This window comes from Streptomyces sp. NPDC050164, assembly GCF_044459945.1.
Lineage (GTDB): Bacteria > Actinomycetota > Actinomycetes > Streptomycetales > Streptomycetaceae > Streptomyces > Streptomyces coeruleorubidus_A.
Window position 1 is genome coordinate 1 of the sequence record NZ_JBITJK010000073.1, and the last position, 15,478, is coordinate 15,478.

Below are 15,478 nucleotides of genomic sequence, written 5' to 3' on the forward strand. Positions count from 1 at the left end.
CTCTCGACTTCGCTCGAGCAAGGGGGGACCCCCATCGCGTCGACGCCCTCCTCCGCCTTGCAGAGGCACGCACCAGACCCCGCTCGCCGGCACCGCGCAGAACAGTCGCTTCCCTGCGACCTGATCCAAACGACAGACCCTAGCTGCGGGGCCTCAGCAACAACGCCGAGCACCTGACAACCGGCCTCGGAATTGACGCCGAGCACCTCGAAGCCCCAGCGGCCGGACAGTCACCGCGCGCTCAACGCCCTGCGCGCCACCTCCCTGCCGATCGGCAAGGACGCCGTAGCCGCAGGAGACGGCGCGTTCAGAACATGCACCGTGCGAGGCCCCTCGCGGATCAGGAAGTCGTCCACCAGCGTGCCGTCACGCAGCACCGCCTGCGCCCGAACCCCCGCCGCCGTCGGCACCAGGTCGTCCTCGGACACCCCGGGCAACAACCTCCGCACCTCCTCCGTGAACGCCCCCTTGGACACCGACCGCCGCAGTTCCCCCGCCCCGTACCGCCAGTGCCGACGGGCGATCCGCCAGGAGCCCGGCCAGGCCAGCGTCGACCCCAGCTCCCGCACCCGGACCGTCCCCCACCCGTACCCCTCGCGGGCCAGCGCCGGCACCGCATTGGGCCCGATGTGGACACCCCCGTCGATCCCGCGCGTGAGATGCACCCCGAGGAACGGGAACGCCGGGTCGGGGACCGGATACACCAGGCCCCGCACCAGCTCCGGTCTGGCCAGCTCGTAGTACTCGCCCCGGAACGGCACGATCCGGACGTCCGGGTCGTCCCCGGTCAGCCGGGCGATCTCGTCGCTGTACAGGCCCGCGCAGTTCACCAGCACCCGCCCGCGTACGACATCCCCGGCGGCCGTGAGCACGGCGACACCCCGCTCGGGGCGGCGGTCGACGCGGACGACCCGCGTGCCGTAGCGGATCTCCGCGCCCGAGCCGTGGGCCAGCTGGCGGGCGACCGCGACGAAGTCGCAGATGCCCGTCGTACCGACGTGTATCGCGGCGAGGCCCCGTACCTCCGGCTCGTACTCCGCGATCTGGGACGCGCCCAGTTCACGGACCGGGATGCCGTTCTCCCGGCCGCGCTGCACGAGCGCGTGCAGGCGGGGCAGCTCGGAGCGGTCGGTCGCGACGATCAGCTTGCCGGTGACGGCGTGCGGGATGCCGTACTCGGCGCAGAATTTGACCATCTCGGCGGCGCCCCGCACCGCGTAGCGCGCCTTGAGGGAGCCGGGGCGGTAGTAGATGCCGCTGTGGATGACGCCGCTGTTGCGGCCGGTCTGGTGCCGGGCCGGGCCCGGTTCCTTCTCCAGGACGGTGACGTGTGTGCCCGGTGCGGCGCGTGTGATCGCGTACGCCGTCGACAGGCCGACGATCCCCCCGCCGATCACCAGCACGTCACAGTCGTACGCGATCTCCGGCACCCGGGTCACCTGCACCACCTCCCGCTTCGATAGTGCACTGCGCCACTGACAATGCCTTCAAACGCGGGGACGGCAGCATGCCTGCCCGGCTATGCCGGAGCCATCAGCAGCGGCCGGGCGCGCTCACGCAGCTCGACCACGCGTGGTTCGTCGCCGTACGGCTCCAGCCGGTGCAGGAGATCCTTGACGTACTCGGTGGTGCGGGCCGAGGAGATGCGCCCGGCGACCTCCACCGCCCGTACGCCCTGCTCGCACGCCGCGTCGAGGTTGCCCGACTCCAGTTCGGCGACCGCCGAGACGACCAGACGCAGGCCGTGGGAGCGGACGAACTCCTCGGTGGGCTTGGAGAGGGCCTGTTCCGTGAAGCGGCGGACCTGGCGGGGCGCCTTGAGGTCGCGGTAGCACTCGGCCGCGTCGGCGGCGAAGCGGTCGTAGGAGTAGAAGCCGAGCCAGCTCGGGTCGTTGTCGCCGGGGCGGGCGCGCTCCAGCCAGCTCTCGGCCGCCTTCAGGGCGCCGCCGGCCGCCTGGGCGTCACCCGCACGCGCGTGTGCCCGGGCCTCGACGAGGCGGAAGAAGCTCATGGTGCGGGCCGTCGCCAGTCCGCGGTTGCGTTCCAGGGCGGCCTGGGCGAGGTCCACGCCCTCGTCGCCGAAGCCGCGGTAGGTGGCCTGGAGGGACATGGAGGCCAGGACGTAACCCCCGAGGGGGACGTCCGCCGCCGCGCGGGCCAGGCGCAGCGCCTGGATGTAGTAGCGCTGGGCCGCTTCCTGCTGGCCCGTGTCGAAAGCCATCCAGCCCGCGAGCCGGGTGAGTTCGGCGGAGGCGCCGAAGAGGGCCCGGCCGACCTCGTCGGAGTAGGAGCCGAGCAGGAGCGGGGCCGCCTCCACCCTCAAGCACTCGGGGACCATCGACGAACGCCAGTCGCCGCCGCCGTACTTGGAGTCCCAGCGCCGGGCGTCCTCGGCGGCCTCCCGCAGCTTCTGCACATCGCTGTGGCCGACTTTGAGCGGTGCGCCGGAGCCCTCGCCGGGGCCCACATCACGCGCGACCGAACTGTCGGCCGGGGTTATCAGCCACCGTGAGGCGGGCGTTGCGTACGCGCTCACCGCGAACGATCCGGCCAGCGACTGCCAGATGCCGCCGGAACCGGCGCGGCGGCCTGCGAGGTCGAGGCGGTACAGCTCCGTCGCCGACTTCACCGCCTGTCCGACGTCCCGCGGGAAGGCGAGGCCGACTTCGGGCGCGGGGTCCGCGTCCGCCAGGCCGATCTCGTGCAGCGGCACCGGGCGGCCGAGCTTCTGGCCTATGGCGGCGGCGATGAGGTGCGGCGCCGCACCCTGCGGCACCATGCCCTTCGACACCCAGCGCGCCACCGACGTTTTGTCATAGCGAAGCGTCAGTCCTCGCTGAGCGCCAAGATCGTTGACGCGCCGCGCGAGGCCTGCGTTCGAGATTCCCGCGAGGGCGAGAACGGCGCCGAGTTTTTCGTTCGGCCCGCGTTGCTCCCTGGACATGAGCCACCCCTCGACACAGACGGCTGCCGACGTTGGCATAACCACGCGGCATTCGTAAACCCAGCGTAGTTCGCCGCATCCCAAGCGTTAAGGGGCATTGTTCCGGTTGGCGGGATTGTGGTCCGTACTGAAGTGCGGTTCAGATACGGGCTGTTGCGGTGTGCTCCCACTGTGTGGCCGTGCGCCTGCCTGTGCGCTCTTCTCCGGCCATCGCGGGAGCGGTTCCATGGTCATTGCGTGGGTCGGCCCGCTGTACTGGATCCAGTGGGCTGGGGGATGCCGCCGCCTCCATCCCCGCGGGCGGCGGAACGGTCCGGGAGGCGTGCTCCGTCTCCCGGACTGCGCGACCGTGCGGTGGTACGCAGAGCCTGTACGGAGAGTGTTCGACGCTGCGTGCGTGACAGGGATTTGGCCGAAAATCGACCCCGTCGGTGATGGGGTATCAGGCCTCCTACCACGGTACTTGAGGGCGCGTCGGGCGTATTTGGGGCGTGAATCGGGGGCGCATTCGCGCCGCAGTCGTACTGGTGACGTGTCGCTGACGTGCCTTGCCTCCTGACCGTCCCTTCTGTTCTTGCCGCCTCCGCCGCCGTCTTCCCCTTCTGTCTTCCCTTCCGTCTTCACTGCCGTCTCCTCCGCCCGTCTCTTCTTGTGGCATGGGGGAGTTCGGGGCGTTCGTGGGTGTTCGGGGTGGCGTGGGTGGCTCCGCCGGGGCGCGTTCGGCGGAGCGCAAGCGGCGCGGGCACACTCTGGAACGCTTCCTTCATGGCAGCATGGTGAACCGGTTCGTACGGTGCACTGGTTGTCCACAGCCTGTGGAGGCGGCGATGCGGTGGTTGGTGGGATGGAGCAGCACCGCCGCGGGAGCCGTCGCTGCCGGCTCGGCGGGCGCCACGGGATCCGACGGCGAGACCCTGCATCCTGTGGGCTCCCAACTCCTGTGGGGCGACCCCGATCCGCTGTGGGCGGTCGGTGACTGGCGCCCCGACGAGGTGCGGGTCGTGAAGGCCGACGACCGGACGCGCATCGCCGTCCTCGGCATCTGCGGCGCCACCGACGAGCAGCTGCGCGTCGCGCTGTTCGCCGCGCGCGGCGGGGCACTTCGGCATCTGACCGCCTGGCCGGGGAGCTACACCGCGATCGTGCAGGTCGGCCGGAGGGTCACCGTCTGCGGCGACCTCGCGGGCGCGCGGCCGGTGTTCCACACCCCCTGGGCCGGCGGTACGGCGTATGCGACGGCCGCGCTGCCGCTGGCCGACCTCATCGAGGCCAACCTCGACTTCGGGCACCTCGCCGCGCTGCTGGCCGCCCCTGACGTGCCCGCCGCGCTTCACGACTCCACGCCGTACGACGGCGTGAAGCGCATTCCTCCGGGGCATGCACTGATCCTGCGCGCCGGGGCACGCGAGATCGCCGGGTACGAACCGGTCGCCTCGCTGGCGGTGGCGGCGCCTTCGGCCGATCCCGACAGCGCGGTCGACGCCGTGCGCGACGCGCTCGTGGAGGCCGTGCGGACCCGGCTGTCCGCGCCGCGGCACGTCCCCGGGGCGGACATCGACCCCGGGCCCGTGCCCGGCATGGGGCCCGCCGAGCGGCGTGCCGCGCGCGGGATGCCGGTGCCCGGGATCGGGGCGGACCTGTCCGGCGGGCCGGCCTCGGGGACGCTCGCGCTGCTGGCCGCGGGCCTGCCCGGGATGCCGGGCACGGTGCTGGGGCACGGCACGGGCGCGGGGGAGCGGCTGCTGGCCGTCACCTTCAACGACCTGGCCGTCACGGGGCGCGAGGCCGAGCTGGAGCGGGCGGGTGCGCTGGCGGCGAACCCGCGTCTGCACCATGTCGTCGTGGCCGGCGGCGAGCAGACCCTTCCGTACGCCGACCTGGAGGGGCCGCTGACGGACGAGCCGGGCGCGTCCCTGGTGACGGCGGCCCGGCACCGGGCGCGACTGGCGGCCGGCAGCGCGGACCACTTCACGGGCTACGGTGCGCGACAGGTCCTGGACGCCCACCCCGCGCGCCTGGCCGACCTGTTGATGGACCGCAAGCGGCGCCATCTGGTGCGGCCCGTCGCGGCGCTGGCCAGGACGGACGGCTCGGTGCTGGTCCCCGCGCGCGTGTACGCGGCGGCGCGACGGCTGTCCCGTACGACGTACCGGGCGGGGCTGGAATCGCTGGCCGAGCGCCTGCTCGACCACCGTACGGACGACGATCTGGACGCGCCGGGGGGTGCGGTGGAGGCCTCGCTCGCCGCGCTGACCTGGGGCAGACCCGGGGCGGCGGCGCGCTGGCTGACCGGTGAGGCGCTCGCTGAAGTCTCGGTTCGTCTTCAGGCGGCGACGCACCGGTCGGAGCTGGTGGGGCCGGGGCAGCGGCCGGGTGACTTCCGCGCGCGTGCGGCGCTGGCGCGGTATGCGGCGGACCTGCGGGTGCTGGAGCAGGCCGCGGAGATCCGCTTCCAGCGGCTGCACGCGCCGTTCCTCGACAACCAGGTCGTGCGCGCGGCCCGGGCGCTGCCCGAGGCGCTGCGGGTGCGGCCGGGGGCGCGGGCGGCGATCCTGCGTACGGTGCTGGAAGGAGCCGGCGTCCGGGACCTGCCGCCCGGGTGGGGCGCCCCGACCCAGGCGACGGCGGCGGCTGCGGCGCGTACGGGGCTGAGGGTGGCGGCGGACTCCCTGGTCGCCCTGTTCGACACGCCGCTGCTCGCGGAGGCGGGCCTGATCGAGGCCCGGGTGGTCCGCAGGGCCCTGCGCTCCGCGGCCGCCGGCGAACCCCTCCCCCTGGACGGCCTCGCCGACCTCGTCTCCCTGGAACTGTGGCTCAGCCGCCTGCTGTCCCGCCGCGGCACCTGCTGGACGGGCACACCCGCCCGGCAGCGGGCCGTACCGGCGGGGATCGCACCGCAGCAGGGGGCGTTGGGTGCGGGGGCCGGGGTGCGGCGGGTGTAGCGAACGCCGCCTCGCGAGCTGAGCTGCGTGCATGTGCTGAGCTGCGGGCAGTCGTGCCGCTCGGGGCGGCACGGCTGCTCGGTGCCGGGGACCGCTGGTGTGCCGACCGTCCCCGCCCCATGCTGGAGCACGCCCAGGCGGAACGGATCGGGGCAGCCACCCGCGCCGCCCTGGGTCCTGCCCGGTGCGAGTCGGAGCGCGCCCTGGGCGCGAGCCTCACTGCGGAAGACATTCTGCGCGAGCTGGACCAGGCGCGGCACTTATACCACCGAGAACTCGTACACCACCGAGCCGAAAGCCGCTAACCGCAGGTGAACTTGGACTCCGCCCAGTCCGCCAGGACCAGGTTGTCGAGGGCGCTGTGCGGTTCCACCACCAGCCGTACGGTGCTGCGGCCGGTGAGATTCACCTGGACGGGAACCGCCGGGTCACCGCCCTCCACCAGCCCGGACCGCCACAGCCGGACGCCGTCGGCGTAGACGGAGAAGTACACCTTGCCGAGCTTCAGCGTCAGGTCGTCCACCCCGACGTGCGCCTCGTAGGAGGAGCAGGAGCGGTTGAGGTCGATGGTGACGGAGGAGCGGCCGTGCACGGTGACGCCGTGCGTGTACCGCCGGTCGCCGGACGACAGGCCGTACCGCTGCCAGACCCAGCTGCTCGCGCCGATCCGCATCTCGGGTTCGGTGCCGTCGCCGCTGATGTCGTACGACAGTTCGCTCCACTGGTAGACGGCCGGGGCGGGTGGCCTCTCGGTCGGTGTCGGTGTCGGCGTCGGCGTCGGTGTGGGCGTGGGAGCCGGGGGCGGTGTCGGCCTCGGGGGCCCGGCCGGCGGGGTGGGCGTCGGGGTCGGGGCCGGGGGCGGTGTGGACGTCGGGCTGGTTCTGGGGGTCGGTGTCGGCGCGGGCCTCTCGGCGCGCGCGGGCACGATCGCCGGTGGCCGCGGTCCGGGTTCCCGCTGCGAGGGAGAGGGTGTGGGCTCGGCGGGCCGGTCCACCGGCGAGGACGGGGTGGGAGTCGTCCTCGCCTCGTCCTTCGGCTTCTCGTTGCCGGCCAGCGCCAGCACCACCGCGGCCACGACGCCCACGGCGACCACACCGGCCGCGATACCGGCCTTCACCGGCGCGCCCACCCCCTCGGAGGCCGCACCACCTCCGGCCCCACCGGACGAGCTGCTCCCCGCAGCCCCATCCGCCGAACCGGCGCCCGCCGCCGACCCGCCCGACGAGCCCCCGCCCGGCGCCGAGGCCGCACCCGCGGCTCCGGCCGCCCCCGCTCCCGCGCCCCCGGCGATGAGCCCGGCCGCCTTGGCGTACCCGGCGGCACCGAACCAGCCGATGACCGCGACCGGCACCACGGCGGGGATACCGCCGGCGACCTCCTCGATCTGCATCGCGGCCAGCCGGCACTTCGCGCACTCCTCCAGGTGCTTGCGCAGCCCCCGCTCGGCACGCGTGCGCAGCCGGCCGCGGGCGTACGTGCCGAGCTGGTCGGCGTAGCGCGCGCACTCCTCGTCGTCGGTGAGCGTGGCGCTGACGTGGGCCTGGAGGTAGGCCTGCTTGAGGCCCTCGCGGGCCCGGCTGGCGAGCACGCGCGTGCCGTTGGCGTCCAGCCCGAAGAATGTGGCGACCTCGCTGGGCGACTCGTCCTCGACCTCGGTGTGCCACAGCACGGCCTGCCACCGCTCCGGCAGCGACCGGAAGGCCCGCATGGCCATGGACCGCTCGGCCTCGTGCATCGCCCGCACGTCCGCGCCCAGGTCGAGCGTGTCGTCGTCGGGCACGTAGGAGCCGCGTGCGGACTGGGCGGCGAACACCGCGAAGTCGTCGACGAGCTGTTCCCGCCGCGCCGACCGCGTCCAGGAGGCGGCGACGCGCCGGACGGAGGTGAGCAGGTACGCGCGTACGGCGTGCTCGGGGCCGGAGCCGCCGCGTACCGCCTGGAGCATGCGGGCGAAGACCTCGGCGGTCAGGTCGTCCGCGGTGTAAGCGTCGCGGCAGCAGGTCCGGGCGTACCGGCGCACGGCCTGCGCATGGCGCCGGTACAGCTCCTCGTACGCCGTGTCGTCGCCCGAGCGCATCCGGTCGATGAGATCGGCGTCGGAGGGCGGCAGCTCGCGCGGCGGCAGGACGCTGTCCTCACGCCATGCGCGCTGCGGCGGGACCGAGCCGTCGGCGGGATGCCCGCCCGGTGGGACGCTCGCGCGTCCGCCCTGGCTCGGCACCCGGGGTGGGACCGGGCCGCCGGCCGTGGCCTCCCCGTCATCGCTCGACTCGTCCCGCCCGTCAACGCTCATCGCGGAAAGCCCCCGCCAGCCGCCCAACACGTCCAGACCACCCGGTCAGAGTGCCATATTGGCTTTTGGTCAGAACCCCGGAGTCCGGACCATCACTCATCCGTCGGGATTTACCGCACGCCAGTACTAGTCGTCACTCGTCCGGGGAATGATCCCCTGTCGCCCCGGCCCGGAAACCGACCGGACCGACCGACGGGCTCAGCCGACTGGTGGTTCGACCGGCTCAGCAGCCCCGTGCGTGCGACCGGCAAGCCGCTCGTGCGTCGACCGGCCCAGCCGCCGCGCACGTCGACCGGCTCAGGAGCCTCGTGCGTTCGACGCGCAAAGCCGCTCGTGCGTTCGACGCAAAGCCGCTCGTGCGTCCGCCCGGCCCAGCAGCCTTGTGCGTCCGACCGGCCCAGCCCCGTGCGTCCGACGGGCAAAGCCGCCCCCGTGCGTCGACCGGCAAGCCGCCCGTGCGTCCGCCCGGCCCGGCCGACCGGCAAAGCCGACCGGGCCGTTCGACGGTCCACCCGTTCCCGCAGTCCGCCCGGCCTCACGCCGGCCGCGACCGCAGCCCCTCCAGCAGGATGTCCAGCAGCCGGGTCGACGCGGCCGCCTGCTGTGCCGCGTCCGGCAGCGAGGGCGCGGCCGTCGCGATCACCAGCAGCACGTCCGACACCGACACGTCCGCCCGCAGCTCACCCGCCGTACGCGCCCGCTCCACGAGCTGACCCACGACCTCGAGCAGCGCCGACGCCCCGGCGTCGTCCTCCGCCGCGACCGCCGTCGCCGGCACCGAGGCGACCGCCACAGGCTCCTCCGGCACCAGCCGCAGCTCCGCCGAGCCCGGCTGCATGCGCTGCTGCGGCACCCGCGCCTGACCGGCACGGTCCTCCTCGACCGAGACCCGCAGCACCTGCGGCGGCAGGAGCCGCCCGGCGCCGGAGGCCACCGACGTCCGCAGGAAGCGCGACAGCGCCGACCACGGCTCGTCCTCCTGCCCGAGCGCCGCACGCGCCTGGTCGGTCAGCCGGGAGGTCTCCTCCTCGGCTATCCGCCGCACCAGGACGTCCTTGCTCGGGAACCGCCGGTACACCGTGCCCACGCCGACCCGCGCGCGTCGCGCCACGTCCTCCATCGGCGCGCCGTACCCCAGCTCGCCGAACACCTCGCGCGCCGCCCGCAGCACGTGCTCCAGATTGCGCTGTGCGTCCACGCGCAGCGGCGTCGTCCGCGATCCGTTCCCGCGTTCGTTGCCCGCCGTCGCGCTCATCGTCACGCCACCCGCCGCGACAGCGGACGCGGACGACCAATGAGAGTCCTGAACATGCATATGTATTCCCCCGGTAATGACGTCTCCCCCCGGAGACACTCCCCGCCATTCGATGCCGGGACGGAGGAACAGGCCCGGGTCCGCGGGTCCGTCCGTCGCGGACCCGGTGAGCGCATCCCCCTACACCCCGTCGACACACGAACATAGTTGAGAGGGAGTCAATTCAGAAGGGGCAGGTTCCGCACGGAGCGCCCACCGATCGGAGTACGGGCCGTATACGTCCCGAATGTGCCCCCGAGCACCCCCCGTACCACCACCACTGACCTGCGCATACTCATCGCAGCTCACCTTTCCGGCCAACTCCGCGCGCTCTCCCGCTCCGGTCACACAATTCGTCGAGGCTGTGGACAAACGCAAGCGGTGGGTGCGTCATGGGATGGTGAAGGAACGTGCGCGCATTCTCGTTGTCGGTGGTGGCTACGTCGGGATGTACACGGCCCTGCGCCTCCAGGGCAGACTGAAACGGGAACTGGAGCGGGGCGAGGTGGAGATCACGGTCGTCACCCCCGACCCGTACATGACGTACCAGCCGTTCCTTCCCGAGGCCGCCGCCGGCGCCATCTCCCCCCGCCATGTCGTCGTACCGCTGCGCCGCGTCCTCGACCGGTGCCGCGTCGTCATCGGCGAGGCCACCGCCATCGACCACGCCAAGCGCACCGCCACCATCACCACCCTCGCCACCGAGGAGGAGGGCACGGGCGGGCAACAGCTGACGTACGACGAACTCGTCCTCGCCCCCGGCTCCGTCTCGCGCGCCCTGCCGGTCCCCGGCCTGGCCGACCACGGCATCGGCTTCAAGACCGTCGAGGAGGCCATCGGCCTGCGCAACCACGTCATCGAGCAGATGGACATCGCCTCCTCCACCCGCGATCCCTCGATCCTCGACGCGGCCCTCACCTTCGTCTTCGTCGGCGGCGGCTTCGCCGGCGTGGAGGCACTCGGCGAACTGGAGGACATGGCCCGCTACGCCGCGCGCTACTACCACAACGTCCAGCCCGAGGACATGAAGTGGATCCTCGTCGAGGCCTCGGACCGCATCCTGCCCGAGGTCGGCGAGGAGATGGGCCGCTACACCGTCACCGAACTGCGGCGCCGCAACATCGACGTACGCCTCCAGACCCGCCTGGCGTCCTGCGCGGACCGGGTCGCGGTCCTCAGCGACGGCGCCCGCTTCCCCACCCGTACGGTCGTCTGGACGGCCGGCGTCAAACCCCACCCGGTGCTCGCCGCCACCGACCTGCCCCGCAACGACCGCGGACGGCTCAAGTGCACGGCCGAGCTGACGATCGAGGGCACCACGCACGCGTGGGCAGCGGGAGACGCCGCGGCCGTCCCCGACGTCACGGCCGGCGAACCCGGCCGCGAGTGCGCCCCCAACGCCCAGCACGCCGTCCGCCAGGCCAGGGTCCTCGGCGACAACATCGTGCACGCCCTGCGCGGCGAACCCCTCACCACCTACACCCACAAGTACGTCGGCTCGGTCGCCTCCCTGGGCCTGCACAAGGGCGTCGCCCACATCTACGGACGCAAGCTCAAGGGCTACCCCGCCTGGTTCATGCACCGCGCCTACCACCTCAGCCGCGTGCCCACCTTCAACCGCAAGGCGCGCGTGCTCGCCGAATGGACCCTGGCCGGCCTGTTCAAACGCGAGATCGTCTCCCTGGGTTCACTCGAACACCCCCGGGCCGAGTTCGAACTCGCGGCCGGTGGAAAGCCTTCCCAAGACCCCCCGCACAACCCGAAGGGGTCGTCCTGACCGGACCCAGGAACTCCACCGGCCGGCCCGGCGTCTGACGGATGCCGGTCCGGTCCGCTCACTGCCAGACTGGTCCACCACCGCGGGCGTGCCACCACACGTCCCGGTGCGGGCCCCCGGGGCCCCGGCCGGTTCCGGTGCCGGCCGCCGACGACTACACGAGGCAAGGATTCGTGAACTTCACGCGCTGGAGCGCCCGGCTCCCCGGAACGCAGCGCCGCGCCGCAGCGCGGACCGAGCAGACGGCCTCCCCGGACCGGCGGGGGGAAGGTTCCGTACCCGCCGCCCGTGCCGAACAACTGACCGACGAGCCGCCGCCCGTACCCGCCGTCGACGAACTGCGGGTGCGCGAGGTCCTCGACCGCGTCCCGTCCCTCGTCGCCCTGGTCCACGGCCCCGACCACCGCATCGCCTACGTCAACGACGCCTACACGACCGCCTTCGGCGTACGCCCCCTCGGCGAACGCGCCCGCGAAGCCCTCCCCGAACTGGACGCCCTCGGCCTGTTCCCCCTCCTGGACCAGGTCCAGCGCAGCGGCAAGCCGCGCACGGTCAAGTCCCGCAAGGCCCCCGACGGCCGCTCCTACACCTTCACCTGCACCCCGGTAGCCCAGGGCGACGGCAAGGACGGCAGCGACGGCCGCGGAGTCCTCGTCTTCGCCACGGACGTCACCGACCACGCCGAAGCCGCCGAGCGCCTGCGCGCCAGCGAACGCCGCCAGCGCGAAACGGCGGTGACCCTCCAGAGGTCACTGCTCCCCCAGGAGCTCGAAGAACCCGACGACCTGCGCATCGCCGCCACGTACCACCCCGGCGGCACGGAGGCCGCCGTCGGCGGCGACTGGTACGACGTCATCACCCTCGGCGGCGGCCGCACGGCCCTCGTCATCGGCGACGTCATGGGTCGCGGCGTCCGCGCCGCAGCGGTCATGGGCCAGCTCCGCACGGCGGTCCGCGCCTACGCCCGCCTCGACCTGCCCCCGCACGAAGTCCTCCAGCTCCTCGACGGCCTGGCAGCCGAGATCGACGCCAACCAGATCGCCACGTGCGCGTACGCGGTCCACGACCCGAACGAGGGCAAGCTGGTCTACTCCTCGGCGGGGCACCTCCCCATCCTCGTCCGCGACGAGAACGGCACGGTCCTGCGCGCCGACGAACCCACCGGCCCGCCGCTCGGCACCGGCGGCTGGATGCACTCCTCGGGCTCGATCCCCCTCGGCCCCGGCTCCACGGCCGTCCTCTACACGGACGGCCTGGTGGAGCGCCGCGACGCCGACCTGGACGAGGGCATCGCCGCCCTGGAAAGCGCCCTGGCCGGCGCCACCGGCACGCCCCAGGTCGTCTGCGACCGCCTGGTCCGCTCGGCGGGCGTGACCCCCGACCACGACGACGACGTGGCCGTCCTGGTCCTCCAGCACCCGGCCCGGACAGGCCCGGAGAGCGAGCTGTTCCGCAATGCCGCGCTGGACCTCCTGGGCGGCGTGGAAGCGGCCCCACGCGCGCGTGCCTTCGCCTCCGGCGTCCTGACCAGCTGGCGCTTCCCCGCCGATCTGCACGACCTGGGCGTCCTGGCCACCAGCGAACTGGTCGCCAACTCCCTCCAGCACGGCACCCCACCGATGCGCCTGCGCCTGCGCCGCACCGACCGCCGCCTGATCATCGAGGTCACCGACGGCGACGACCACCTCCCAAGGCGCCGCCGCGCGGAACCGGGCGACGAATCGGGCCGGGGCATCGCCATAGTCGCCACGATCGCGTCGAGCTGGGGCTGCCGCCGGACACCGGGCGGCGGCAAGGCGGTCTGGTGCGAGTTCGCGCTACCGCGTACGCAGACGACGTAGCGGAGACCCAAGCAGGGACTGGAGGGGTTGGGGGAGGGGATCAGACGTCCGCGGACACGGGCGCCCCACCCCGCGCCAAAACCCGGCTCTTCGCGAGCCACGGCTGATCCTGCACATCCGTGAGCTGCCGCCCCAGCAGCACCGCCAGGAAGGTGATCCCCAGCGAGAACAGCAGGAACGCCACGATGTACGGCGCGTGCAGCGAGGCCCCGAGCGGCCCGCCCACCGCCGGCCCGACGGCCAGCGCGAGCTGCTTGACCAGAGCGAACGCGGAGTTGTACTGCCCGACCATCCCCTCTGGCGCCAGATCGGCGACCAGCGGGGCGACCGTCGGCGACAGCATCGCCTCACCCAGCCCGAACAAGGCGTACGTCGAGACGAACGCGGCCGTCGCCATCTCCTGGCTCCCGTGCCCGAGCCCCGCGTACCCGGCGACAGCCCAGGCCACGGCCCAGATCAGCCCGACAGCAGCGATCACCCGCGACCGCCGACGCCGCTCCACGAACCGCAGCACGGCGAACTGCGCCACGACGATCATCAGCGTGTTCGCCGCCAGCGCGGTCCCCAGCGCCGACGTCGATATCCCGGCGGCCTCGACCCCGTACGCACTCAGCCCCGACTCGAACTGCCCGTAGCAGGCGAAGAACAGCACGAAGCCCAGCACGCACAGCTGCACCATGGCCCGGTTGCCCAGCAACTGCTTCCAGCCGCCCCGCCCCGACGCCACGGGCGCGCCCTCGATCCGCGGCGCGTGCGGCGTCCGGACGGTCGCCATCACCACGACCAGCAGCAGGAACATCGCCGCCTCGATCGCGAAGAGCAGCGTGAAGGAGGCGGCGCTGGACGTGTCGACGAGATGACCACCGATGAGGCCGCCCACCCCGAGCCCGAGGTTCTGCAGGAAGAACTGCATGGCGAACGCCCGCGACCGGGTCTCCGCCGACGAGCAGTCCACGATCACCGTCGCCAGCGCCGGCTGCATCACGGCCTGCCCGGCCCCCAGCAGGGAAGCCGACCCCAGCACGGCAGCCGCACTGCTCGCGATCCCCAGGCTCAGCGCACCCAGGGCGGCGGTGACCAGGGCGGCGAGCAACACCGGCAACGGTCCACGCCGGACGATGGCCCGCCCGGCGAACGGCAGCACGACCAGCGCCGCCACAGCGAAAACGGCGAGTACGAGACCCGCCGTCATGGCTCCCAGTCCCCGTACCTGCGCCACATAGACGTACAGATAAGGAACGGTGAAGCCGAGCCCGAACGCGCTGAGTGCGTTGCCCACGTGGATCCGGCGCATCGCTGCGCCCATCGCCCTGGCCACGTTCACCTCTCTCACAAGTTAGGAGTGAAGACTTCGAAACTAAACTTCGAAGCTAAAGAGTACAGATCCAAGGACTTCAAGGCAAAGGACGAGCGTGCGATACTGCCGCCCATGGGCGACAATCCCGGCCCCAGCGAGCCGACCCTCGAAGAACAGATCGCCGCATACCAGCGCGAGTTCCAGGACCTCGACCCCCAGGTGGAGCAGATCGTCTCGGCCCTGTCCCGCCTGAACCGCCGCATGAACGTCGCCTACGGCCGTCAGACCGCGGCCCTCGGCATCAGCAACGCCGAGTGGGAGGTCCTCAAGGCCCTCGTCCTCTCCGGCGCCCCCTACCGTCTGGGCCCCAGCGACCTCGCGAAGCGCCTGGGCCTGACTCCGGCCGCCATGACCCACCGCATCGACCGCATGGTCGGCGAAGGACTGGTCACCCGGGAGCGGGACGAGTCCAACAGGGTCCGCGTCATCGTCGAGCTCACCACCGGGGGTCGCGAGAAGTGGCTGGAGGCGATGCGCCTGGCGTCGGTCTTCGAGGAGGACCTGCTCCAGGACCTGGCCCCGGAGGAGCGCACCGCGCTCGGCGAGGTCCTCACCCGCCTCTTGCGCCGAGTCGAAGACGCCCAGCCGGACGCCGGCGGCCGCCTCTCCGACCTGGACTGACGCCCGCACAAAAGATCTTGACAGCGGTCACTTGACAGTCCCCTCCCTGATCCGTAAAGTTCTTCGGGTTGCCGGGGAGCCGTAACGGTTCTGCGACAGCACTCTCGCCGCACGAGCGGCATCCAACCACCAGCAAGATCGCTCCCAACGGGGTTGATTTCGGCGTGCCCGAATTCAATTCGAATTGGGACTCGACGACCTGATCGACTCCGAACCGGCTTCGATTTTGGAAACGCCGAGAGAACGCGCTAAGGTTGGACACGTCGGAACGGCCCAACAGCCGCGAAGACGAACCCCGCTGACTGGGGGTCAGGTCGAGAAAAAGATCTGATAGAGTCGGAAACGCAAGACCGAAGGGAAGCGCCCGGAGGAAAGCCCGAGAGGGTGAGTACAAAGGAAGCGACCGTTC

General features: G+C 72.4%; 9 protein-coding genes. 4 read left to right on the top strand and 5 right to left on the bottom strand.

Going from position 1 to position 15,478, the window contains the following annotated elements; all coding sequences use genetic code 11:
- Window positions 1-230: 230 nt before the first annotated feature.
- Together lhgO and ACIBNA_RS44265 are read right to left on the bottom strand one after the other, a co-directional pair.
- Entirely contained in the window at window positions 231-1,445 is a 1,215-nt protein-coding gene (gene lhgO, locus ACIBNA_RS44260) for an L-2-hydroxyglutarate oxidase (RefSeq protein WP_399171093.1), read from the bottom strand.
- A 74-nt stretch (window positions 1,446-1,519) separates the two neighbouring features.
- Entirely contained in the window at window positions 1,520-2,944 is a 1,425-nt protein-coding gene (locus ACIBNA_RS44265) for a hypothetical protein (protein WP_010044958.1), read from the bottom strand.
- Between the two features lie 827 nt (window positions 2,945-3,771).
- On the opposite strand from ACIBNA_RS44265, the gene ACIBNA_RS44270 reads away from it, so the two are divergent.
- Window positions 3,772-5,886: an asparagine synthase-related protein gene (locus ACIBNA_RS44270; protein ID WP_399171084.1), complete on the top strand. Its 2,115-nt coding sequence runs from the start codon at window positions 3,772-3,774 to the stop codon at window positions 5,884-5,886.
- Between the two features lie 301 nt (window positions 5,887-6,187).
- Here the strand turns inward: ACIBNA_RS44270 and ACIBNA_RS44275 are convergent, their stop codons facing one another.
- Window positions 6,188-8,179 (bottom strand): sigma-70 family RNA polymerase sigma factor, encoded by a 1,992-nt coding sequence (locus ACIBNA_RS44275; RefSeq protein ID WP_399171085.1) that lies wholly within the window; start codon window positions 8,177-8,179, stop codon window positions 6,188-6,190.
- Between the two features lie 535 nt (window positions 8,180-8,714).
- Window positions 8,715-9,494, bottom strand: a complete 780-nt coding sequence (locus ACIBNA_RS44280) for a TetR/AcrR family transcriptional regulator (protein WP_399171087.1) — start codon at window positions 9,492-9,494, stop codon at window positions 8,715-8,717.
- Between the two features lie 376 nt (window positions 9,495-9,870).
- On the opposite strand from ACIBNA_RS44280, the gene ACIBNA_RS44285 reads away from it, so the two are divergent.
- Window positions 9,871-11,250 carry an NAD(P)/FAD-dependent oxidoreductase gene (locus tag ACIBNA_RS44285; RefSeq protein WP_399171088.1) on the top strand — a complete coding sequence of 460 codons (1,380 nt, stop codon included), beginning with the start codon at window positions 9,871-9,873 and terminating at the stop codon, window positions 11,248-11,250.
- 173 nt (window positions 11,251-11,423) lie between these two features.
- Entirely contained in the window at window positions 11,424-13,091 is a 1,668-nt protein-coding gene (locus tag ACIBNA_RS44290) for a SpoIIE family protein phosphatase (RefSeq protein ID WP_399171089.1), read from the top strand.
- Window positions 13,092-13,131: 40 nt separating this feature from the next.
- Here ACIBNA_RS44290 and ACIBNA_RS44295 read toward each other — a convergent pair whose 3' ends face one another.
- A complete protein-coding gene (locus tag ACIBNA_RS44295) occupies window positions 13,132-14,397 on the bottom strand; it encodes an MFS transporter (protein WP_399171094.1) in 1,266 nt (421 codons plus the stop codon).
- A 123-nt stretch (window positions 14,398-14,520) separates the two neighbouring features.
- Between ACIBNA_RS44295 and ACIBNA_RS44300 the strand changes: the two genes are divergently transcribed.
- The gene (locus ACIBNA_RS44300; RefSeq protein ID WP_399171091.1) at window positions 14,521-15,069 is read left to right on the top strand and encodes a MarR family winged helix-turn-helix transcriptional regulator; all 549 of its coding nucleotides are present in this window, start codon (window positions 14,521-14,523) and stop codon (window positions 15,067-15,069) included.
- The last annotated feature ends 409 nt before the right edge of the window (window positions 15,070-15,478 follow it).

Excerpts from the sequence above, each read along its gene's own strand:
- ACIBNA_RS44280 (WP_399171087.1), bottom strand. The coding sequence starts at position 9,494 with ATGCATGTTCAGGACTCTCATTGGTCGTCCGCGTCCGCTGTCGCGGCG.
- ACIBNA_RS44270 (WP_399171084.1), top strand. The coding sequence starts at position 3,772 with ATGCGGTGGTTGGTGGGATGGAGCAGCACCGCCGCGGGAGCCGTCGCT.
- ACIBNA_RS44300 (WP_399171091.1), top strand. The coding sequence starts at position 14,521 with ATGGGCGACAATCCCGGCCCCAGCGAGCCGACCCTCGAAGAACAGATC.
- ACIBNA_RS44265 (WP_010044958.1), bottom strand. The coding sequence starts at position 2,944 with ATGTCCAGGGAGCAACGCGGGCCGAACGAAAAACTCGGCGCCGTTCTC.
- ACIBNA_RS44285 (WP_399171088.1), top strand. The coding sequence starts at position 9,871 with ATGGTGAAGGAACGTGCGCGCATTCTCGTTGTCGGTGGTGGCTACGTC.
- ACIBNA_RS44275 (WP_399171085.1), bottom strand. The coding sequence starts at position 8,179 with ATGAGCGTTGACGGGCGGGACGAGTCGAGCGATGACGGGGAGGCCACG.
- ACIBNA_RS44295 (WP_399171094.1), bottom strand. The coding sequence starts at position 14,397 with ATGGGCGCAGCGATGCGCCGGATCCACGTGGGCAACGCACTCAGCGCG.